Genomic DNA, 21,174 nt, shown 5'->3' with positions numbered 1-21,174 from the left:
ATGCAAGACTGAGTACAAAATATTCACTAATGAGCCAGGTGTTGATCAACTGGCTCAATTTAAAAGGTGAGAGTTTTACTTCTTAAATTTGGCTAAAATACGATCCAAATGGTTAGCAAACTCTCTGCGTTCAGTTTGAGATAGAGCCGCAGGACCGCCTGTTTGAATACCGCTTGAGCGCATGGTGTCCATAAAATCACGAATGTTCAAACGCGCTTTGATGGTGTCTTTAGTATATAACTCGCCTCGTGAACTTAATGCTTGAGCTCCTTTGCTGATCACTTCGTCTGCCAATGGAATATCAGAGGTAATCACTAAGTCATTGGCTTCTACACGACGAACGATTTCATTGTCGGCAATATCAAAGCCCGCCGGTACTTGCAAAGAGTGAATATTGGCACGCTTGGGTACTGGCACTACATGGTTTGCCACAAATGTACATTCAACACCAGTACGTTCAGCCGCGCGTACGATTGTTTCGCGAATAACTTTCGGACAGGCATCCGCATCTACCCATAATTTCATGACGTTTTCTCACTCAATTTCGCTTCGAGTTCTTCAACACGAGCAGTCAATTTGGCTACTGTCTCTTCAAGTGCAGCAATGCGATTCTCTTCTTTTGGTTTTTGGACCGCGACTTCAACTTTCGGAATGCGGTTTGCGCTCTTCCAACTTTTAATAGTCGCAATCAGTGCTGGCATAGGCACAGGTGTTTTCATGCGAGCTTTTACCAGAGCCACAGTGGGTTCTTTACCCTGCTGTTGCAGTTGCTCCATCACGGCTTCCAGCTCTTTAGTGACGTCTTGAGTTAACATAATTTATCCATACTAAAATGACTTCTATCATCATACTTTGCACGGTCGATTTTAGCGAATAGCAATTTCGGCAGAGCCTTGTGCGAGATCTCTCACAGTGGTTGTGAGAGAAAACGATTTCGTCATCAGTTAAATAGAAAATATTTAATCTAAGCTATTGAAAAATTTGGTTTTAACATGTTTTTAACTAAGTTTTTTGCCAAAAGATTTTCTAGGGTAGATTGTGATTTAAAGGGAAAAGCGTAAATTAAACCTTGTCGGCAGGAAGCAGACATGGAACAGGAAAGCACCAAGGATTTGGTTATCGTCAGGAAGACGATTTGGTTATTCAGGATGAATGATCAAGCAAGGAGCGTAGGACATTGTAAGGACACAATCATCAATAGGATGTTGATGACTAAGGATAGACAATGGACCCCTCATAGGATTGAGGTAGGGACAGCATCAGGATGATGCAAGGGACACCGCTCAAGGAACAAGTGATGTGCGCTAACGGGGAATGTTAGCTATCAGGATGATAAGGACACCGCTAGGACGGCGACGTAAGGACTAAGCTGACGGAATCAGCCACTATTATGGATGATGCATGGAGCACTAATTAGTAGCCGGACTGCTGCGAGTAAGACTATGACCCCGATACGCTTGTGTCGGGGTCTTTCTTATTTAAGCCCTTTCATATTTTGGGATGATTGAAAGTGGCAATATCACATTATTTATAAATTCCTCATAACACTGAATAAAAAACAATCCAGATCAATATCCTTTCCAATCAGTTGGTTTAACTTTCGGCTTCTCAAAAAGGCGTTATGTGCCGCATAACATGTTCAAAGCTATTGAACTTTTGTTATGTGGATAAATTAAGTTTGCTGTAATCAAGGAACAGATGTGACCATAGTAACCAGAAGAATGCTTCTTCTACCCTACAATGAGTCGTTGCAACTAGAGTTCGTGATGTTGAATTGCTGTGCTAAAAATCGCGCAGAGATGAATGGACCTCATACGGTGTCTTCTGCCAAACAACTGTTTGAGAAGATTCTGGATGATGAGAATGTCCACAGTATGGCGGTGCTTGAAAGTACCAGCCGTGATTATATGGGACACGTGTTCATTTCAAACCTAGATCATGAACCTGAGCTAGGGTTTATCTTTGATAAAGCTTATTGGGGTAAAGGGTTAGCGACAGAAGCGCTAAAGGCGTTTTTCCCGAAAGCATGCCGTGAGCTTGGGCTACACAAAGTCAAAGCAAATGTGAATAGCCATCACAAAGCATCCATGGCAGTACTGGAAAAACTAGGATTTATAAAGACGAGAGAGAGTAAGGACCTTTACGGCCCTTACTTTGAAATGGAATTTACAAGCGATGTGGCGGTAGGTGAAAGTTCAGCGGCCTAAACCCGATCATCGTCAATTCACCTTGGTAGCAATCATCACCAAGAGATGAAAACTCAAATTGATACACTGTATGCCAACGCCAGATTCCGTCTGGCGTTTTCAGTTTATGGGCACCAAAAGCGATACTTACCAGTTGAAGATCTAACTGCTCACATTTACGCGTAATCGCCGCTTTTGCCAACTCTGATTGACGTCGTTGTTGCCAAAACAAAAAGCAGAAAAAGCACAGTCCTAAAATGGCTAATAGGTCACCGATCATCCCTAATCCTTCATTATCCCTTTGTTGCTTGCTGCAGTTTCACCAATGCAGTCGCTAGCTCTTCCGATGGGCTAGAGTGCAGCAAAGGCAGCAATACCATTCTTAGCTCTGGCAGCATAACTAAATCGGCAAATAGCTGATTAAATAAAGCCTGATTACCAGTTTGTGCGAGGCGCAATAAAAATTGTTCAGCAATGCTAGCATCAGCCAGTAGGTGCCACGTACGACCTGCAATACCGATTAGTACTTCTTGGTGGCTTAAGCGTGGGCTTTGTAAAATTGCCTTCAAGATTGGCAAGGAAATCTCGGTTGGTGCGCCTGCTAGAGAGCGGATTAAAGCTGAGAGTAAGAACAGATCGGGCTCGTTACTTTCGATCTCTTGCTGCGCTTTCTCTGCAATGCGCTTAGCCAAACGTTCTTGCAAATCAACATGCTCTAACGCACCAAGTAGGGCGTATAGTGGTTCATTGGGTAAGTAGTTAAGGGCTTTACGCAAAGTCACGGCATTTTGTTCTTTACCCAGACGAGCCGCCATATCAGTAATACCTTGCAGACCAACTGTTTGCCAGTTTTCCCAGCCTAAACCGCCCGTAAAGTAGTGCTGAGTATGCTCGTAGTATTGGCTGGTGGGTAAGTCCAAGTTTGCGCGAACTTGGCTATGGAAGACTGCCATCTTTTCTTCTGCGGGTTTGAAGGTGTATGGGTTGTTAGAGAGCTTTTGTTGCTGCTCTTCTGTCATTTCTTCACTTAGGCGAGTACCCATCGCTTCTACGACGTATTTAATGAAGTTGCCGATATCCGCTTGCTTTAGCAGACCTCGCTCATCCAGCTCGAACTTTAAGAACCAAATCCAAGGTTGCTTTTGCTCATTCCAGTATGCGATCGCCAAGTGTGCTTTTCTCTGCATTGGGAATGGGTATGGGCATTGACCTTTTTCCACGTCAGCAAATACTTGTGGCTCGATGGTCTTGATACGACGACCAAGGTCGAAGATTTGATACTCACACTGACTGTTGCTTAGCAACTGAGTGAGGGTTTGAATGTTTTCCATTAAATACGACATCCTAATGTTCTTTTCACAAGAAATGGTATCATTCTTGGCTAATTCAAGGTTCGAGACGGAATTAATGGCAACAAACATCCAATTGGTCGACTTACTTCAACAACTTGAGGCACAACTGCAGCATCATGAGTTGTGGCAACAAACTATGCCCTCTGCAGAAGCGCTACAGAGTACAGAACCTTTCGCGATTGACACGCTGCATCCACATGAGTGGTTACAATGGATCTTTATTGCCCGTATGCGTGCGTTAGTTGAAGATAATCAACCTTTACCTCGAGGCTTTTCTATCGAGCCGTATTTTGCAGAAGTATGGAAACAAGAGCCGCATTACGCCGAGCTACTGGTAACCATTCGAACCATCGACGAACTATGTAAGTAACCTCAATGTCAGAACAAGAAACATCACCATCGGTTGAGCCAGTGGTACTAGAGATCGTTTATCAGGACGAGTATTTTGTCGCGGTTAATAAACCTGCGGGTATGTTGGTACACCGAAGTTGGTTGGATAAGCACGAAACTCAGTTCGTGATGCAAACATTGCGCGATCAAATTGGTCAGCATGTTTTTCCATTGCACCGGTTGGACCGCCCAACTTCAGGTGTACTGGTTTTTGCTTTATCCAGTGAAGTCGCATCGCAAGTGATGCCTATGTTTGCTGAGCATAAAATGGAGAAAACCTATCATGCAATTGTTCGAGGCTGGATTGAAGAAGAAGGTGTTCTTGATTACGCCTTGAAAGTTGAGCTTGATAAGATCGCTGATAAGTTCGCTTCACAAGAGAAAGAAGCGCAAGACGCCGTAACGGCATACAAACCGTTAGCGAAAGTGGAAGTGCCATACTCTACGGGTAAGTTTCCAACTACACGCTACTGTTTGATGGAGATGAAGCCAAAGACAGGGCGTAAGCATCAATTGCGTCGCCACATGGCGCACCTGCGTCATCCAATTGTTGGGGATACGACGCATGGTGACGGTAAACACAACAAACTTTATCGCACGGAATTTGATTCCCATCGCTTATTGTTGCATGCATCAGTGCTGCGCTTTGTGCATCCGTTCACTGATGAAGAAATCGTGATGAAAGCCAATATCGATGAGACTTGGCAGCAGTTGTTTGCTCGATTTGCATGGGATGAATCGTTGGTAAGATAAACGGCTATCTTTATTAAGTCGAAAGATAGGAGGGGTGGTATATACCCAAGTAACCTCAAGATGCTAGGTTCAGCGAGACTGACTTGGTTTGTAGACGCGGCGGCGATTTAAAGGTTTAGTGGGTCTAAATCAAGAATCGGCAACAAAGTATACAAGCCAAGGCAGCTCGCCCTTTGGGAGCGTGTCATTGACCCGATTGCTGCGTCAAACAACTTGGAAAGAGCTGGCTATTACACTGCATTGTTTTCCTTGCTCTCGAATCAATGACAACACTCTGAATCCTGCATCTTGAAGTCACTTGGGTATATGTATCACCCCCCTTTTTTATTCTTGAGGAATTGAGCGGGCTACTTGAGTTTTTCCAGATCCGCTTCGATCTCGGCGATCTTGCTTGAAACCACCTTTTCTAGATGACGAAGATCAGAAAGTATCTTCTCTTTCACATCCACTTCAGCCACTTTCACAGGCTTGGTTATCTTGTTCAGCTCATCGATCACAAGCGTCAGGTTGCGGTTGATCTCCGTGACCTCTTTGTACTTGTGACTGCCGCTGTCGACCAGTACATTTTTAACTTGGCGCGGGTATTTGAACTTAACACTTTTCGCGAAGAACTCGCCTTTCTGTTTGTGAAAGTAGATCTTTAGGACGTCTTTGTGTGCTTCTTGTCGCAGGGAGTAACGTTCAATCTGTTTCGGGTCATGGATGCCCAAACCAGTGAGGTGTGGATACATAGGCTACCTCTATCTAATAACTAGAATTAGTTTCCGTATAACTGTAGCAGCCCATTAATGAGCTAGATAGCTGATATTTAGCCAAATTGCTCAACTTGTGGGCAAGATCGCTATCGTTCTTGCCCACGTTAGTTATTGATGAAAGGAAGGTTTCTCTTAAGCTGAGACTGGCTCAGACAAGTTCTCAATCAACTTCTCACGCAGCTCTGCTTGCTGTTCCTCGCTTAGCCTACCACCCGCTTCACTGGTTAGAATGAACAAGTCTTCTGCTCGTTCACCAATGGTAGTGATTTTCGCAGCGTGGAGGTTAATTCCCAAGTCAGCAAATGTACGACCAACTTTGGCCAGAAGCCCCGGAGTATCTAGAGCGACAAACTCCATCAAAGTGCGTTTCTTACTCTTGGTTGGCAGGAAGTCGACTTTGGTTTTTACATTAAAATGCTGAAGTTTATTTGGTGTGCGACGTGTTTTGATCTTGGTTGGGCGACCATCTTCCAATACATGAGTAATGTGCTTAGTAACGGCTCCGTGGCGACCTTCTTCAATCGCTTTGCCATGTTGGTCAAGTACCATAAAAGTATCGAGTACATAGCCATCTTTACTGGTCATGATTTGTGCGTCGTGCACGTTGAAGTTACGACGGTCTAACTCAGCAACAACGGTAGCAAACAACGCGGGCTGGTCAGGGCTGTAAACGAATACTTCGGTACCACCTCGTGTCGCTTTTTTACTGATAAGTACCAGTGGCTTTGCTGGGTCTTCCATACGCAGCAAATTCTCGCAATGCCACGCAATTTGCTTATGGGTGTGACGCAAGAAGTAATCAGCTTTAAAGCGCTGCCACAGCACCTCAATTTCTCGTGCCGAGAAGCCCTCTTTACGTAGTAGGGCAGACGCCATTTGTTGATTATGGCGAATACGTTCACGCACATCGACGGGATTTTCTAAGCCGCGACGCAGTGCACGTTGGGTGGAATAGAACAATTCCGCGAGCAAGGTGCGTTTCCAACTATTCCAAAGCTCTGGGTTAGTTGCGCAGATATCAGCTACCGTTAGACAAACAAGATACTCAAGGTACTCTTCATCACGTACTTGCTTGGCGAATTCTGTGATCACATCTGGATCGTAAATATCACGGCGTTGTGCAGTCACCGACATTAATAGGTGATGCCTTACCAGCCAGCTTACTAATTTCGCCTCTGGTTTAGACAAGCCGTGTTCAATACAGAAGTCGTACGCTTCACCTTCGCCTATCACCGAATGGTCACCACCTCTGCCTTTGCCAATATCATGGAAAATCGCGGCTAGGATAAGCAGCTCTTTCTTTTGAATGCGAGGGTAAACCTCACAGCAAATCGGATGCTTACTGTGGTTCTCTGCGTAGCTGAAGGTATTAATGTGTTTGAGCAGGCGAATACTGTGCTCATCTACGGTATACACATGGAATAGGTCGAACTGCATCTGACCGACAATTTGGCTCCATTGTGGAAGGTATGCCGCGAGGACACCAAGTTTGTGCATCAGACTGAACGCTTTATGCAGGGCGTTCGGGTGGCGACACAATGCCATAAACTTTTCACGCGCTTCTGGCATGGTGTGTAAGAATTTATTCAATCGACGACGCGCAGTACGCAACTGACGCAATGTTGGTGGGCTAACCCCTTCGATGCTTGAATCATTGGCAATATGCAGAAACATATCCAGAATCGTCTCTGGGCGAGCTTGGAACAAAGCGGGCTTACGTGCCTCAATTAAGGCGCCACGACGTTGGAAGTCTTCATCAATGATTTCTGCATCTTCTGTTGCACCACCATTGATGATGGCTTGATCGAACAGCTTGAGTAGCATCTTATTGAGCTCTGCCACACGTCGAAGGGTACGGTAGAACTCTTTCATCATCATTTCGACGCCGCGATTACCTTCACCCACATAGCCAAGGTGCTCCGCGACCTGCGCTTGGTGGGCAAAGGTCAAACGGTTGTCGTAACGTCGTAGTTCAATATGCAGCGCAAAACGCACGCGCCACAGGAAATCCTGACATTCAACCAACTCACGGTATTCGGCATCTGTTAAGAATCCGTAGCGGCTCATCTCCAACAATGAAGTCGCGCCGAAGTGACGGCGTGCCACCCAACTTAATGTATGAATGTCACGTAGACCACCTGGTGTGGATTTGATGTCTGGTTCAAGATTGTAGGTCGTGTCATGGTACCGAGCATGGCGTTCGCGCTGTTCTTGAATTTTGGCTCGATAAAAGGTCTCGCTTGGCCAGAAAGAATCAGATAGCACCACTTTCTTCAGCGCTTGGAAGGTGTCTTCACTGCCACAGAGCAAACGAGCTTCTTGTAAATTGGTGGCGACAGTTAAATCTGAACGCCCAATTTCAGCACACTCCTCGACAGTACGAACCGCATGACCTACTTCAAGGCGTAAATCCCACAGTAGCGTAATGAACTCACTGATTTTGGCTTCCAGTGCATTAGGCAGTTTGTTGTTCGACAGAATCAAAATGTCGATGTCGGAAAGGGGGTGCAATTCACCACGACCATAACCACCTACCGCGACCAGAGAAATATTATGGATATCTTTAAAACCAAAGTGTTGCCACAAACGATTGAGGAGTAAGTCCATGTACTCGGCTCGTGACAAAACAAGGTTGGTCACAGGGTGGTGCTGTAGAAATTCTTCTTTTTGGTATGAACTGAATTTTTCAAGTTCTTGCTTAAGTTCTCCGATATTGATTTGTTCATCGGTAAACGTAAGAGGAGACTGAAGGGTCATATTTGCTATCCGTGCAAGCTAAACTATTAGCAATCTAACAAATTTGAAGCAGATAAAAAATATCCCCGCATGAGCGGGGATAGGGAAAGTGATGGGCGATTAAACGTTTTTCATCATTCGTGGAATGGTATCGTCGCTACGAAGTGTAAGCACTTCACAACCTTCTTTAGTTACCACGATAGTGTGTTCCCACTGCGCTGAGTTTTTACCATCGCCGGTGTAAACTGTCCAATCGTCTTGCGCGTCAACAGTACAGCCAAATTTACCCGCGTTGATCATTGGTTCAATCGTAAAGCACATGCCTTCTTTTAGTACACGGCGGTCTTTGTTCTTGTAGTGAACCACTTGTGGCTCTTCGTGGAACTCATCACCGATGCCGTGACCACAGAAGTCCTTAACAATAGAGAACTTGTTACGTGGGTTGTTCTTGTTGTTTTCTTTAATGTACTTCTCGATTGCAGTACCGATGTCACCAACAGTTGCACCAGGCTTAACTTGACGCATACCGATGTAAAGTGACTCTTGTGCAACCATACATAGACGCTTGTTTGCTGGTGAAACATCACCAACTAGGAACATCTTAGACGTATCACCGTGGTAGCCTTGTGGACGAACGCTTAGGTCTGCGTTTTCATCGTTTGGAACAATCACTGTGATATCGACGTTGATGATGTCACCGTCTTTTAGGACCGCAGGTTTCATTTGACCGTTAGCACCCTTTTCATCTTGGGTTGCCGGTATACCGTGACAAACGATGTGGTTGATCGACGTACAGATTGATTTAGGGAATCCATGGTAATCAAGCGGTGCAGAGTAAGCGCCTCTCTCTAGAGCGTAATCGTGACAGATTTGGTTTAGCTCTTCTGTTGTCACACCTGCTTTGATGTGCGGTTCGATCATTTCTAGAACTTCTGCGGCTAGCTTGCCCGCAATGCGCATGCGTTCGATTTCTTCAGCAGTTTTAATCTTGATTGACATTGGCTTTCTCTACTTATTCGTAAGCACGCAAACGTGCGAATGCGCGCATTCTATCAGATATCGAGTGGCTAACCCAAGCCAGTTAAGAATATGAGTCATTCTTACTTGTAGTTTAGTTATGTAATTAAAGAGAGAGTAGGGGGGACTGTGATAGGTAAATTAGAATGGTAAGAAACAATTTTTACTAGCCATGTTGGGCTAAAATATGGTATAAAGCGCGCCGGAATCGAGGACTGTTCTCTTTACTTTTCGTTAGAGAAGTGGCGAAGCAGGCTTCTTCCGATTAACTTTTTATCTTTAAATCACACACATTCCGTCACATGTTCCGGGGTGCTGAGCAGAAGCTTGGTCGGAATTATGGGGGATGTGGAGGCCTAACCCCATAGAGGATTTTAAAATGGCAACTGTATCAATGCGCGATATGCTGAAAGCTGGTGTTCACTTCGGTCACCAAACTCGTTACTGGAACCCAAAAATGAAGCCATTCATCTTTGGTGCTCGTAACCGCGTTCACATCATCAACCTAGAAAAAACTGTACCAATGTTCAATGAAGCTCTAGCTGAGCTTGCTAAAATTGGCGAGAAAAAAGGTAAAGTTCTTTTCGTAGGTACTAAGCGCGCTGCATCTGAAGCTGTTAAAGAAGCTGCAATCGCAAGCAACCAATACTACGTAAACAACCGTTGGTTGGGCGGCATGCTAACGAACTACAAAACAGTTCGTCAGTCTATCAAGCGTCTAAAAGATTTCGAAGCACAGTCTCAAGACGGTACTTTCGACAAGCTAACTAAGAAAGAAGCTCTAATGCGCACTCGTGAAATGGAGAAGCTAGAGAAATCTCTTGGTGGTATCAAAGATATGGGCGGTCTACCAGACGCTCTATTCGTAATCGACGCTGATCACGAGCACATTGCAATTAAAGAAGCTAACAACCTAGGTATTCCAGTATACGCTGTGGTAGATACTAACTCTAACCCAGACGGCGTTGACTACATCATCCCAGGTAACGACGACGCGATCCGCGCAGTTCAACTATACCTAAACGCTGCTGCATCTGCAGTAACTGAAGGTCGCAACAAAGACGTTGCAGCAGTTGCTGAAAAAGACGGTTTCGTAGAAGCTGAATAATAGCGGCTCTGTGTCACACTTAGTCTATGTGAAACCTTGTTGTAGCATAGACTGAGTTATAGTTAGCAATGGGGGCCGACAATGTAGGCCCCTGTTTTTTACCTTATTTCGAATCAAACGAGGAATAGAGAATGGCAACTGTAACTGCTGCTCTAGTTAAAGAACTTCGCGAGCGCACTGGCGCTGGCATGATGGAATGTAAGAAAGCGCTTGTAGAAGCAAACGCTGACATCGAACTAGCAATTGAAAACATGCGTAAATCAGGCGCAGCGAAAGCAGCTAAAAAAGCTGGTAACGTTGCAGCTGAAGGCGCAATCATCATCAAAGAAGAAAACGGCGTTGCTGTTCTTCTTGAAGTTAACTGCCAAACTGACTTCGTTGCTAAAGACGGTAACTTCACTGCATTCGCAGACAAAGTAGCACTTGACGCTCTAGCGACTAAAGCTACTGCTGAAGAGCTAGTTGCTAAGTTCGAAGAAGAGCGCGTAGCTCTAGTTGCTAAAATCGGCGAAAACATCAATATCCGTCGCGTTGCATACGTAGAAGGTACTGCTATCGCTTCTTACCGTCACGGTGAGAAAATCGGTGTTGTTGTTGCTGGTGAAGGCGACGCAGAAACTCTTAAGCACGTTGCAATGCACGTTGCTGCTTCTAAGCCAGAGTTCGTTAACCCAGAAGACGTTCCAGCTGACGTAGTTGCTAAAGAGAAAGAAGTTCAAGTTGAAATCGCTATGAACGAAGGCAAGCCACAAGAGATCGCTGAGAAAATGGTTATCGGCCGCATGAAGAAATTCACTGGCGAAATCTCTCTAACTGGTCAAGCTTTCATCATGGAACCTAAGAAATCTGTTGGCGAAATGCTAAAAGAGAAAGGTGCATCAGTATCGACTTTCGTTCGTCTAGAAGTAGGTGAAGGTATCGAGAAAGCGGCTGAAATGAGCTTCGCTGAAGAAGTAGCACTAGCTCAAAAAGGTTAATCCTTAGAGATTTGTGCAAAGATTAGACCGTGGCCTTGGCTGCGGTCTTTTTACGAAAAGAGCGGCAAAAAATTAGCCGTGATGAATAGTCATCAGCAAACTTGTGTCTATTCATGACTGTTAATCGACAACTCTCTTTTGGAAGGTAAACTCCATGACTACGAACCCTAAACCAGCATATCAACGTATTCTATTAAAACTGAGTGGTGAAGCTCTTCAAGGCGAAGAAGGTTTCGGTATTGACCCAGCGGTTCTTGACCGTATGGCTCAAGAGGTTAAAGAGCTGGTTGAACTGGGTGTTCAAGTTGGTGTGGTAATCGGTGGTGGTAACCTGTTCCGTGGCGCTGGTCTTGCGGAAGCTGGTATGAACCGCGTAGTAGGCGACCACATGGGTATGCTTGCAACGGTAATGAACGGTTTGGCAATGCGTGACGCACTTCACCGTGCATACGTAAACGCTCGTGTAATGTCTGCAATTCCTCTAAAAGGTGTGTGTGACGACTACAATTGGGCAGACGCTATCCGCGAACTTCGTCAAGGCCGAGTGGTAATCTTCTCTGCAGGTACTGGTAACCCATTCTTCACAACAGATTCAGCGGCGTGTCTACGTGGTATCGAAATTGAAGCTGACGTAGTTCTAAAAGCAACGAAAGTTGATGGCGTATTTACTGCAGACCCAGTAGCAAACCCAGACGCAGAGCTGTATGATAAGCTATCTTACGCAGAAGTTCTGGATAAAGAGCTGAAAGTAATGGACTTGGCAGCGTTCACTCTAGCTCGTGACCACAAAATGCCAATCCGTGTATTTAACATGAACAAGCCAGGCGCACTACGTCGCGTGGTTATGGGTGAAGCTGAAGGCACGCTGATCAACGCTGACGCATAATCCTAAACGCCACCCACGCTAGGTTGGATGGCGTTTCGCTTTGCTCAACCCTTTTAGGCTTTCTTCAGGAAAGATGACATTTTTAAGGTGAAACCGTGATTAACGAAATCAATAAAGACGCGCAAGAGCGCATGGACAAAAGCGTTGAAGCGCTAAAGAACAACCTTTCTAAAGTTCGTACTGGCCGCGCGCACCCAAGCCTACTATCTGGTATCTCTGTAGAGTACTACGGTGCTGCTACTCCTCTTAACCAAGTAGCAAACGTTGTTGCTGAAGACGCTCGTACTCTAGCAATCACAGTTTTCGACAAAGAGCTTACTCAAAAAGTTGAGAAAGCAATCATGATGTCAGATCTTGGTCTAAACCCAATGTCTGCTGGCACAATCATCCGTGTTCCACTTCCACCGCTAACAGAAGAGCGTCGTAAAGACCTAGTTAAGATCGTTCGTGGTGAAGCTGAAGGCGCACGTGTTGCAGTTCGTAACATCCGTCGTGACGCAAACAGCGACCTAAAAGGTCTTCTAAAAGATAAAGAAATCTCTGAAGACGAAGATCGCAAAGCACAAGACGAGATCCAAAAACTGACAGACGTTGCAGTTAAGAAGATCGACGAAGTTCTTGCTGCAAAAGAAAAAGAGTTGATGGAAGTTTAATACTCCCACCCACATCACTGTTGGAAAACGCTGTGCTCACAGTGCAGCGTTTTTTTGTGTTAGTCTATCCAACTGATGGAACTCAATTAACTCCCTATGCAAAATTCTCAAGCCTTCTCTGATTCCCTCCCTAAGCATATTGCCATCATCATGGACGGTAATGGTCGTTGGGCTAAGTCCAAAGGAAAACCTCGCGTATTCGGTCATAAAAAAGGCGTTAGTGCCGTTCGTAAGACCGTTGCAGCCGCTTCTAAACTCGGCATTAAAGCCATGACCTTATTCGCTTTTAGCAGCGAAAATTGGCGTCGACCTGAAGAAGAGGTGGGGCTACTGATGGAGCTGTTCATTTCTGTTTTATCGAGCGAAGTAAAAAAGCTGCATAAAAACAATTTACGCTTGCGCGTTATTGGCGATACCAGCCGTTTTAGCGAGCGCTTACAAGGTAAAATTGTCGAAGCAGAAGCACTGACGGCGAACAACACGGGGATGGTGATCAACATTGCTGCTAACTATGGCGGTAAATGGGACATCACAGAGGCGGCAAAAACGTTAGCGCTCAAAGCTCGCAACGGTGAGATCCGTGTAGAGGATATCAACGAGCAGTTAATTTCCCAGCATTTGACGATGTCAGACTTACCTGAAGTGGATCTATTGATTCGTACGAGTGGTGAGTGCCGCATCAGTAACTTTATGCTGTGGCAAATGGCGTATGCAGAAATGTACTTTACTCCCGAGTACTGGCCAGAGTTTGACGAAGACAGCTTAGTAGAGGCTGTGACTTGGTTTATTAACCGAGAGCGTCGTTTTGGTTGTACTGGTGAACAAGTAAAGGCATTAATGGCTGCTCAATAAGGACTAGTTAGTTTGAAACAGAGAATAATAACAGCACTAATTTTAGCTCCCCTGGTTATTTTAGGTATTTTTAAATTACCCCTAATTGGCTTCATTATCGCTTTGACTGCGGTAACGCTATTAGGCTTTTGGGAGTGGACCCAGTTTACAGAAAGCAATTCACGTATTGCTGCGCTTGTTCCGGCAGCCGTTGTAACCGGACTAAGTTTTCTATTCATTTCGCCAGACGCAACCAGCTTAAATCAACTAGCAATGCCACACTACGCAGTATTATCGCTTGGCTTTGTATGGTGGATTATCGCAAGTGGGATGGCTATCACTTACCCTAAAACCACCAATTTATGGCAAGGTAGCAAAGCCCTTCGTCATGTATTCGGTTTTCTAACATTGATCCCTTTTCTTTGGAGTGTGATCATTCTTAGAGCTTCTGATATTTCAGTAGATCCATACCACGGCGCAAAACTTGTGCTGTACGTTTGCTTCTTGGTATGGGCTGCAGACAGCGGCGCTTACTTTGCTGGTAAAAGCATGGGTAAACGCAAAATGGCGCCTCATGTGAGCCCAAATAAGACAATTGAAGGTTTGGTTGGCGGCATCATCGCAGCACTAGTTGTCGGATGGTTATTCGCAGGTTGGTTCGATATCCAATTCACCAGCCCACTTCATATGGTGATGATTACTCTGATTACTGTTGTGATATCTGTTCTTGGTGACTTAGTCGAAAGCATGTTCAAACGTGTTTCAGGTATCAAGGACAGCAGCAACATCATTCCGGGACACGGTGGCATTCTTGACCGTATCGACAGCCTAACTGCTGCATTCCCAGTATTTGCTCTTCTTTACTACGTATTCTAATTTATCGGGAGCGGCATCGTCGCTCCTGAATTTTTCTAACGGTCTTACATCATGCAAAAGTTAACGATTCTTGGTGCAACAGGCTCAATTGGTGCAAGCACACTAAAAGTGGTTGAACAAAACCCTGAGCTGTTTTCTATCGTCGCATTAGCGGCAAGCACGAACGTTGAAAAGATGGTCGCACTTTGTCGTAAATGGCAACCTAAGTACGCGGTAATGGCGGATAAAGCGGCGGCTGTGGCTCTACAAAGTGAGCTAGCTTCAGTTTCTCCAAGCACAGAAGTGTTAGGTGGTGTTGATGCGCTTTGCCATGTGTCTGCGTTAGAGGAAGTGGATAGCGTAATGGCAGCAATCGTCGGTGCCGCAGGCCTGTTGCCGACGATGGCAGCGGTAAAAGCAGGCAAGCGAGTGCTGTTAGCGAACAAAGAAGCGCTAGTGATGTCAGGTCAACTGTTTATTGATGCGGTTGCAGAACATGGTGCAGAGCTGCTTCCTGTCGACAGTGAACACAACGCAATCTTCCAATGTCTTCCGCAACAAGTTCAAACCAACTTGGGTCGTTGCAATCTTGAAGAGCATGGTATTTCTTCGATTCTTCTTACCGGATCAGGCGGTCCATTCCGCTATACCGATATTGCAGAGTTAGAAAACGTAACCCCAGCGCAAGCTATTGCTCATCCGAACTGGTCAATGGGACCAAAAATCTCGGTTGATTCTGCAACCATGATGAACAAAGGTCTCGAATACATTGAAGCGAAATGGTTATTTAATGCTGCTCGTGAGCAGTTGAAAGTGATCATTCACCCTCAGTCGGTTATTCATTCTATGGTGCAATATCGTGATGGCTCTGTGTTAGCGCAAATGGGGGAGCCTGACATGGCAACACCAATCGCATTGACAATGTCTTACCCATCGCGTGTGGATGCTGGGGTGAAACCACTCGATTTTACTCAAGTTGGAGAATTAACTTTCCTTCAGCCTGATTTTGCTCGTTACCCTTGTTTAAAGCTAGCGATTGATGCTTGTTACGAAGGGCAACATGCAACAACGGCATTGAATGCAGCGAACGAAGTTGCTGTTGATGCCTTCTTAAATAACCGCCTTGGTTTCACAGATATCGCTCGCATCAATGAATCAGTTTTGAACAAAATCACTGCAAGCCATACAACTGAGAATGTGAATAGCTTGGAAAGCTTGATAGAGCTAGATAGAATGTCACGAACTATCGCCTTAGACTTTTTACGCGAGCGTAGCTAATGACTGGTATCTTGTGGAATTTGGTTTCTTTTATCGTTGCATTGGGCATTTTAGTTGCCGTGCACGAGTATGGTCACTTTTGGGTCGCGCGTCGTTGTGGTGTAAAAGTTGAAAAGTTTTCCATCGGTTTTGGCAAGTCTATCTGGAGCAAGGTAGGCAAAGATGGAACAGAATACAGCATCTCTATGATCCCTCTGGGTGGCTACGTCAAAATGGTGGATAGCCGTGTTGATGAAGTCCCAGAGCATGAAAAGCACTTAGCTTTCGACCAAAAGCCTTTGTGGAAACGCACGTCCATCGTGGCGGCAGGTCCTATTTTTAACTTCCTTTTTGCCATTGTGGCTTACTGGCTGGTTTTCCTGATCGGTGTTCCAGCGGTTAAACCCGTAATTGGTGAAGTTACGCCCAATTCAATCATTGCAGAAGCAGGAATTGAATCAGGGATGGAACTAAAATCTATCTCAGGCATCAAAACTCCGGACTGGGAATCAGTCAACATGGGATTAGTTTCTCATATTGGTGATGATTCGATGACAGTGACACTCTCTTCTGCAAACGAAGTGGGTTCAGAAGTCACGAAGACACTTGATATCCGTGATTGGAAGTTTGATCCAGAAACACAATCAGCGATGCAATCGTTGGGCTTCAAGCCATATACTCCAGAGATTTTTACGGAGTTAGCGCAAGTAAGCGAAGGTGGTGCTGCAGAGAAAGCAGGTCTACTAGCTGGCGATAAGATCATTGCGATTAATGGAAATAAGATTTCTAAATGGGATGAAGTGGTAGAAGCCATTCGTTCTAACCCAGATACGCCAATGGAACTGACGGTGTTGCGTCAAGGTGAGGAGCAATCATTCACACTGACACCGGGTAGTCGTGAGCTAGCTAACAAACAAGTCGTTGGCTTTGCGGGTATCGCACCTGAAGTCGCAGAATGGCCAGAAAGTTATCGCTTCGAATTACAGTTTGGTGTATTCGAGTCTATTGGCAAAGCGATTGACAAAACTGGTCAAGTTATTGGACTTACAATCAGTATGCTTAAGAAACTGATTGTAGGTGATGTTGGTCTGAACAATTTGAGTGGACCAATCTCGATTGCCAAAGGAGCAGGGGCGACAGCAGACTACGGTCTGGTTTACTTTTTAGGTTTTCTGGCACTAATTAGTGTTAACCTAGGTATTATTAACCTCGTTCCTTTACCAATGTTGGATGGTGGTCATCTGCTATTTTTCGCAATTGAAGCGGTCATCCGACGCCCAGTTCCTGAGAAAGTACAGGAAATGGGGTATCGAATTGGTGGTGCGATTATCTTCTCGCTCATGGCGTTAGCGCTATTTAATGATTTTACTCGTCTGTGATAGTTCAGAGACAAAAGTAGTAGCAAGGAATAATTAGAACAAGTATGGCGATTAAGCGAATTCTGTTTGCAAGTTTACTGGCGACCAGTGTATCTGCAAATGGAGCAGAGAACTTTGTAGTTAAAGATATTGAAATCGATGGATTGCAGCGCGTCGCACTAGGTGCCGCGTTGCTGAAAATGCCTGTACGTGTCGGTGACACCGTTGACCAAGGCGATGTTGCAGAGATCATTCGTGCATTGTACGCATCGGGTAACTTCGAAGATGTAAAAGTACTGCGTGATGGTGATGTTCTGGTTGTTCAAGTGAAAGAACGTCCAACTATTGCGAGCATCTCATTCTCGGGTAACAAAGCAATCAAGGACGAGCAGCTACAAGAAAACCTGAATGCTTCTGGTGTTCGTGAAGGTGAAGCGCTTGACCGTACAACGCTAAGCAACATCGAAAAAGGTTTGGAAGACTTTTACTACAGTGTTGGTAAATACAACGCAACGGTAAAAGCGGTTGTTACTCCATTGCCTCGTAACCGTTCTGACTTGAAATTCGTCTTCACCGAAGGTGTTTCGGCGAAAATTCAACAAATCAACTTTATCGGCAATGAAGTCTTTTCTGACGAAGAACTTCTTTCTCGTTTCAACCTAAATGTTGATGTGCCATGGTGGAACTTCCTAGCGGACGAAAAATACCAAAAGCAAGTGCTTGCTGGTGATATCGAAGCTCTGAAGTCTTACTACCTAGACCGTGGTTACCTGAAATTTAACGTTGATTCGACACAAGTGGCGATTTCTCCTGACAAAAAAGGCGTATACATTACACTTGGTCTTGAAGAAGGCGACGTTTACACCGTTAAGGACGTAAAATTCCGTGGCAACCTGATTGGTGAAGAGGCGGAATTCGAAAAGCTTGTGCCATTTGAAGATAACGAGACATACAATGGTTCTCGTGTGACTTCGATGGAAGAAGGCATTAAGCGCGTACTTGGTGAATCTGGTTACGCTTACCCACAAGTCAATACCATCCCTGAGTTTGATGACGAGAACAAGCAAGTTTCTTTGATTGTGAACGTTGACCCAGGCAACCGTATTTATGTACGAGATATTCGCTTTACGGGTAACAACTCGACGAAAGATGAAGTATTGCGTCGTGAAATGCGTCAGATGGAAGGTAGCTGGCTAAACTCGAAATCTATCGAAACGGGTAAAACGCGTCTAAACCGTCTTGGCTATTTCGAAAATGTAGAGGTTCAAACGGTCCGTGTACCTGGCAGCGATGACCAAGTTGATCTTGTTTATACCGTAAAAGAGGCTAACTCAGGCAGCGTAAACTTCGGTGTCGGTTACGGTACTGAATCAGGTGTGAGCTTCCAAGTTGGTCTACAACAAGACAACTTTATTGGTAGTGGTAACCGCGTTGGTATTAACGCGATGATGAACGACTACCAGAAAAACGTGAGCTTGGACTACCGTGACCCATACTGGAACCTAGATGGTGTAAGTTTGGGTGGTAAGATCTTCTACGATGAGTTCGAAGCATCTGAAGCGGGTATCGTTGACTATACCAACCAAAGCTATGGTGCAAGTTTGACATGGGGCTTCCCATTTGACGAACTGAACCGCTTTGAGTTCGGTGTTGGTTACACCCACAACAAGATCGGTAACTTGTCACCTTACCTACAGGTAGAACAGTTCCTACAAGCGCAAGCTGATAACATTGATTCTAGCGGCGCATTGAATACTAATGACTTTGACTTCAACATCTCGTGGACACGTAACAACCTGAACCGCGGTTACTTCCCGACAGCAGGTAACCACCAACGTGCATTCTACAAGATGACCGTACCTGGCTCTGACGTTCAATACTTCAAGATGCAGTATGATGTTCGTCAATACGTGCCATTAACCAAGAAGCATGAGTTCACGCTCTTGTTCCGTGGTCGTCTAGGTTATGGTAACGGTTATGGTCAAACGGATGGCAACGATAACTTGTTCCCATTCTACGAAAACTACTACGCAGGTGGTTTTACAACACTACGTGGTTTCGGCTCTAACTCAGTAGGTCCGAAAGCGGTTTACCGTGATTACTCAGGCTCAAACAACGGTGCTGACACCGCAACAGATGATTCTGTTGGTGGTAACGCGGTAGCGCTTGCAAGTATCGAGTTGATCGTACCAACCCCATTTGCTTCGGATGAAGTTCGTAACCAAATTCGTACCAGTATCTTCTTTGATATGGCAAGTGTTTGGGATACGGAATTCGATTACCGCAGTTCTGGTGCTGAATACGGCGACCGTTACTACTACGATTACTCAGATCCAACCAACTACCGTTCATCTTATGGTGCGGCGTTGCAATGGATGTCTCCAATGGGACCACTAGTATTCTCACTAGCGAAACCAATTAAGAAATTTGATGGCGACGATGAAGAGTTCTTCACGTTCACTATCGGTAGAACCTTCTAAAGAGGAAAATATTTTGAATAAAATGATCAAAGCGGCAGGCATTGGCCTTCTTGTACTTAGCTCTTCAATGTTTGCAAACGCGGCAGAAGCTGCTCAGAAAATTGGCTACATCAACACTGCTCAAGTTTTCCAAGCACTTCCTCAACGTGAAGTGGTTCTACAAAAAATGCAGAAAGACTTTAAGAGCAAAGCTGATGAGCTGAAATCAATCCAAGCGCAAGCTAAGACAAAGATTGAAAAACTGCAGCGTGACGGCGAGCTTCTAGGTCAAGAAGAGATCGAAAAACTGCGTATTGATATCGCTAAACTAGACAGCGAATACAAAGTGAAAGCACAAGCGCTTGAGAAAGCAAGTGCACGTCGCGAAGCTGAAGAGAAAGCAAAACTATTCAAAACTATCCAAGACGCAGTGAAGAAAGTAGCAGAGAAAAAAGGTTACGACCTAGTTATCGACATCTCTTCGCTTCAGTACGGTAAGCCAGAATACAACATCTCTGAAGACGTAATTAAAGCTCTAAAATAAGAAGTTATGAAGAAATTGACATTAGCCGAGTTGGCAACAATTACCGGGGGTGAGCTATTTGGTGACGAGTCTCTCGTTGTAAACCGCGTAGCTCCAATGGATAAAGCACAAGAAGGCGATGTGACCTTCTTGTCTAACCCAAAATACGCGAAACACCTATCTGAGTGCCAAGCAACTGTGGTAATGGTGAAACCAGAACACAAAGACCAGTGTGCGGGTAACGCTCTGGTTGTTGCTGACCCTTACATTGCTTTCGCTCGTGTTGTTCAAGCGATGGACACCACGCCAAAGCCCGCTGATGAGATTGCACCAAGTGCAGTGATCGCAGCGGATGTAAAGATGGGTACTAACGTGACAATCGGTGCTAACGCAGTGATTGAAACGGGTGTAGAACTAGGCGACAACGTAAGTGTTGGCGCTGGTTGCTTTATCGGTAAAAACGCAAAGCTAGGTAACAATACTAAGCTTTGGGCTAATGTGACGATCTATCATGAAGTATCGTTGGGTGATGATTGTCTAGTTCAATCTGGTACAGTTATTGGCTCTGATGGTTTCGGTTATGCAAATGACAAAGGCGAATGGATCAAGATTCCTCAACTGGGTTCTGTGCGTATCGGTAACCGTGTCGAGATCGGTGCATGTACCACTATTGACCGTGGTGCGCTAGAAGACACCATCATCGAAGACAACGTAGTTCTTGATAACCAACTTCAAATCGCTCATAACGTGCAGATCGGATATGGTACTGTGATGCCAGGTGGTACTATTGTGGCGGGCAGTACGAAAATTGGTAAGTACTGTCAGATCGGCGGCGCGTCGGTTCTTAATGGTCACATCACGATTGCAGATGGCGTAGCTATCACCGGTATGGGCATGGTGATGCGGAGTATCGAAGAGAAAGGTCTGTACTCATCAGGCATTCCGCTGCAAACCAACCGAGAGTGGCGTAAAACGGCGACTCGAGTTCACCGTATTGACGAGATGAACAAACGCCTGAAAGCTGTTGAAAAGCAGCTGGAACAGAAAGAAGAATCTTAGTTCCACATTCTGAACAAAG

Annotated in this window: 21 protein-coding genes; 14 read left to right on the top strand and 7 right to left on the bottom strand. The window is 45.2% G+C overall.

Annotation, left to right across the window (positions count from 1 at the left end; genetic code table 11):
- Positions 1–75: 75 nt before the first annotated feature.
- Both J4N44_RS12895 and J4N44_RS12890 read right to left on the bottom strand, forming a co-directional pair.
- Positions 76–525 carry a YaiI/YqxD family protein gene (locus tag J4N44_RS12895; RefSeq protein WP_005446198.1) on the bottom strand — a complete coding sequence of 150 codons (450 nt, stop codon included), beginning with the start codon at positions 523–525 and terminating at the stop codon, positions 76–78.
- On the bottom strand, positions 522–815 hold the full coding sequence (locus J4N44_RS12890) for a hypothetical protein (RefSeq protein WP_005446195.1): 294 nt from the start codon (positions 813–815) through the stop codon (positions 522–524). The genes J4N44_RS12895 and J4N44_RS12890 overlap by 4 nt, the downstream gene beginning before the upstream one ends.
- 906 nt (positions 816–1,721) lie before the next feature.
- On the opposite strand from J4N44_RS12890, the gene J4N44_RS12885 reads away from it, so the two are divergent.
- Positions 1,722–2,207, top strand: a complete 486-nt coding sequence (locus J4N44_RS12885) for a GNAT family N-acetyltransferase (RefSeq protein ID WP_005446192.1) — start codon at positions 1,722–1,724, stop codon at positions 2,205–2,207.
- On the opposite strand, the gene J4N44_RS12880 is transcribed toward J4N44_RS12885, so the two are convergent.
- Together J4N44_RS12880 and J4N44_RS12875 are read right to left on the bottom strand one after the other, a co-directional pair.
- Positions 2,167–2,466 (bottom strand): DUF3301 domain-containing protein, encoded by a 300-nt coding sequence (locus tag J4N44_RS12880; protein WP_005446190.1) that lies wholly within the window; start codon positions 2,464–2,466, stop codon positions 2,167–2,169. The two genes, J4N44_RS12885 and J4N44_RS12880, sit on opposite strands and share 41 nt — an antisense overlap.
- Before the next feature lie 13 nt (positions 2,467–2,479).
- Positions 2,480–3,517 carry a DUF3549 family protein gene (locus J4N44_RS12875; protein WP_005446188.1) on the bottom strand — a complete coding sequence of 346 codons (1,038 nt, stop codon included), beginning with the start codon at positions 3,515–3,517 and terminating at the stop codon, positions 2,480–2,482.
- 76 nt (positions 3,518–3,593) lie between these two features.
- On the opposite strand from J4N44_RS12875, the gene J4N44_RS12870 reads away from it, so the two are divergent.
- Positions 3,594–3,908: a YqcC family protein gene (locus J4N44_RS12870; protein ID WP_009698643.1), complete on the top strand. Its 315-nt coding sequence runs from the start codon at positions 3,594–3,596 to the stop codon at positions 3,906–3,908.
- 5 nt (positions 3,909–3,913) lie between these two features.
- Positions 3,914–4,681, top strand: a complete 768-nt coding sequence (gene truC, locus J4N44_RS12865) for a tRNA pseudouridine(65) synthase TruC (RefSeq protein ID WP_009701984.1) — start codon at positions 3,914–3,916, stop codon at positions 4,679–4,681.
- A 347-nt stretch (positions 4,682–5,028) separates the two neighbouring features.
- Here the strand turns inward: truC and J4N44_RS12860 are convergent, their stop codons facing one another.
- From J4N44_RS12860 to map, 3 genes are all read right to left on the bottom strand, one after another.
- Complete coding sequence (locus J4N44_RS12860) at positions 5,029–5,412, bottom strand: DUF3461 family protein (RefSeq protein ID WP_005436760.1); 384 nt, start codon at positions 5,410–5,412, stop codon at positions 5,029–5,031.
- Positions 5,413–5,568: 156 nt separating this feature from the next.
- Entirely contained in the window at positions 5,569–8,193 is a 2,625-nt protein-coding gene (gene glnD / locus J4N44_RS12855) for a bifunctional uridylyltransferase/uridylyl-removing protein GlnD (protein WP_009701987.1), read from the bottom strand.
- 99 nt (positions 8,194–8,292) lie between these two features.
- On the bottom strand, positions 8,293–9,171 hold the full coding sequence (gene map, locus J4N44_RS12850) for a type I methionyl aminopeptidase (RefSeq protein WP_005446183.1): 879 nt from the start codon (positions 9,169–9,171) through the stop codon (positions 8,293–8,295).
- A 397-nt stretch (positions 9,172–9,568) separates the two neighbouring features.
- Here map and rpsB point away from each other — a divergent pair, with 397 nt between their 5' ends.
- The 11 genes from rpsB (at position 9,569) to lpxD (ending at position 21,155) form a co-directional block, all read left to right on the top strand.
- Positions 9,569–10,297, top strand: a complete 729-nt coding sequence (gene rpsB, locus J4N44_RS12845) for a 30S ribosomal protein S2 (protein ID WP_005446181.1) — start codon at positions 9,569–9,571, stop codon at positions 10,295–10,297.
- Between the two features lie 131 nt (positions 10,298–10,428).
- The gene (tsf, locus tag J4N44_RS12840; protein ID WP_005446179.1) at positions 10,429–11,274 is read left to right on the top strand and encodes a translation elongation factor Ts; all 846 of its coding nucleotides are present in this window, start codon (positions 10,429–10,431) and stop codon (positions 11,272–11,274) included.
- A gap of 154 nt (positions 11,275–11,428) precedes the next feature.
- On the top strand, positions 11,429–12,160 hold the full coding sequence (gene pyrH / locus J4N44_RS12835; protein WP_005446177.1) for a UMP kinase: 732 nt from the start codon (positions 11,429–11,431) through the stop codon (positions 12,158–12,160).
- A gap of 95 nt (positions 12,161–12,255) precedes the next feature.
- Positions 12,256–12,813, top strand: a complete 558-nt coding sequence (gene frr, locus J4N44_RS12830) for a ribosome recycling factor (protein WP_005446175.1) — start codon at positions 12,256–12,258, stop codon at positions 12,811–12,813.
- A gap of 96 nt (positions 12,814–12,909) precedes the next feature.
- A complete protein-coding gene (uppS, locus tag J4N44_RS12825) occupies positions 12,910–13,665 on the top strand; it encodes an undecaprenyl pyrophosphate synthase (RefSeq protein WP_005446173.1) in 756 nt (251 codons plus the stop codon).
- 12 nt (positions 13,666–13,677) lie between these two features.
- The gene (locus J4N44_RS12820) at positions 13,678–14,520 is read left to right on the top strand and encodes a phosphatidate cytidylyltransferase (RefSeq protein WP_005446172.1); all 843 of its coding nucleotides are present in this window, start codon (positions 13,678–13,680) and stop codon (positions 14,518–14,520) included.
- Positions 14,521–14,571: 51 nt separating this feature from the next.
- On the top strand, positions 14,572–15,777 hold the full coding sequence (gene ispC / locus J4N44_RS12815; RefSeq protein ID WP_005446171.1) for a 1-deoxy-D-xylulose-5-phosphate reductoisomerase: 1,206 nt from the start codon (positions 14,572–14,574) through the stop codon (positions 15,775–15,777).
- On the top strand, positions 15,777–17,135 hold the full coding sequence (gene rseP, locus J4N44_RS12810) for a sigma E protease regulator RseP (RefSeq protein WP_009698640.1): 1,359 nt from the start codon (positions 15,777–15,779) through the stop codon (positions 17,133–17,135). Before ispC ends, rseP begins: the two co-directional genes overlap by 1 nt.
- 44 nt (positions 17,136–17,179) lie before the next feature.
- Complete coding sequence (bamA, locus tag J4N44_RS12805) at positions 17,180–19,594, top strand: outer membrane protein assembly factor BamA (RefSeq protein ID WP_005446169.1); 2,415 nt, start codon at positions 17,180–17,182, stop codon at positions 19,592–19,594.
- A gap of 13 nt (positions 19,595–19,607) precedes the next feature.
- Entirely contained in the window at positions 19,608–20,117 is a 510-nt protein-coding gene (locus J4N44_RS12800; protein WP_005446168.1) for an OmpH family outer membrane protein, read from the top strand.
- 6 nt (positions 20,118–20,123) lie between these two features.
- On the top strand, positions 20,124–21,155 hold the full coding sequence (gene lpxD / locus J4N44_RS12795) for a UDP-3-O-(3-hydroxymyristoyl)glucosamine N-acyltransferase (protein ID WP_005446166.1): 1,032 nt from the start codon (positions 20,124–20,126) through the stop codon (positions 21,153–21,155).
- Positions 21,156–21,174: the final 19 nt, after the last annotated feature.

Origin of the sequence: Vibrio sp. SCSIO 43155, from assembly GCF_023716605.1 — a bacterium.
Taxonomy (GTDB): Bacteria; Pseudomonadota; Gammaproteobacteria; order Enterobacterales; family Vibrionaceae; genus Vibrio; species Vibrio harveyi.
This window is presented reverse-complemented; position numbering and strand designations above follow the sequence as displayed.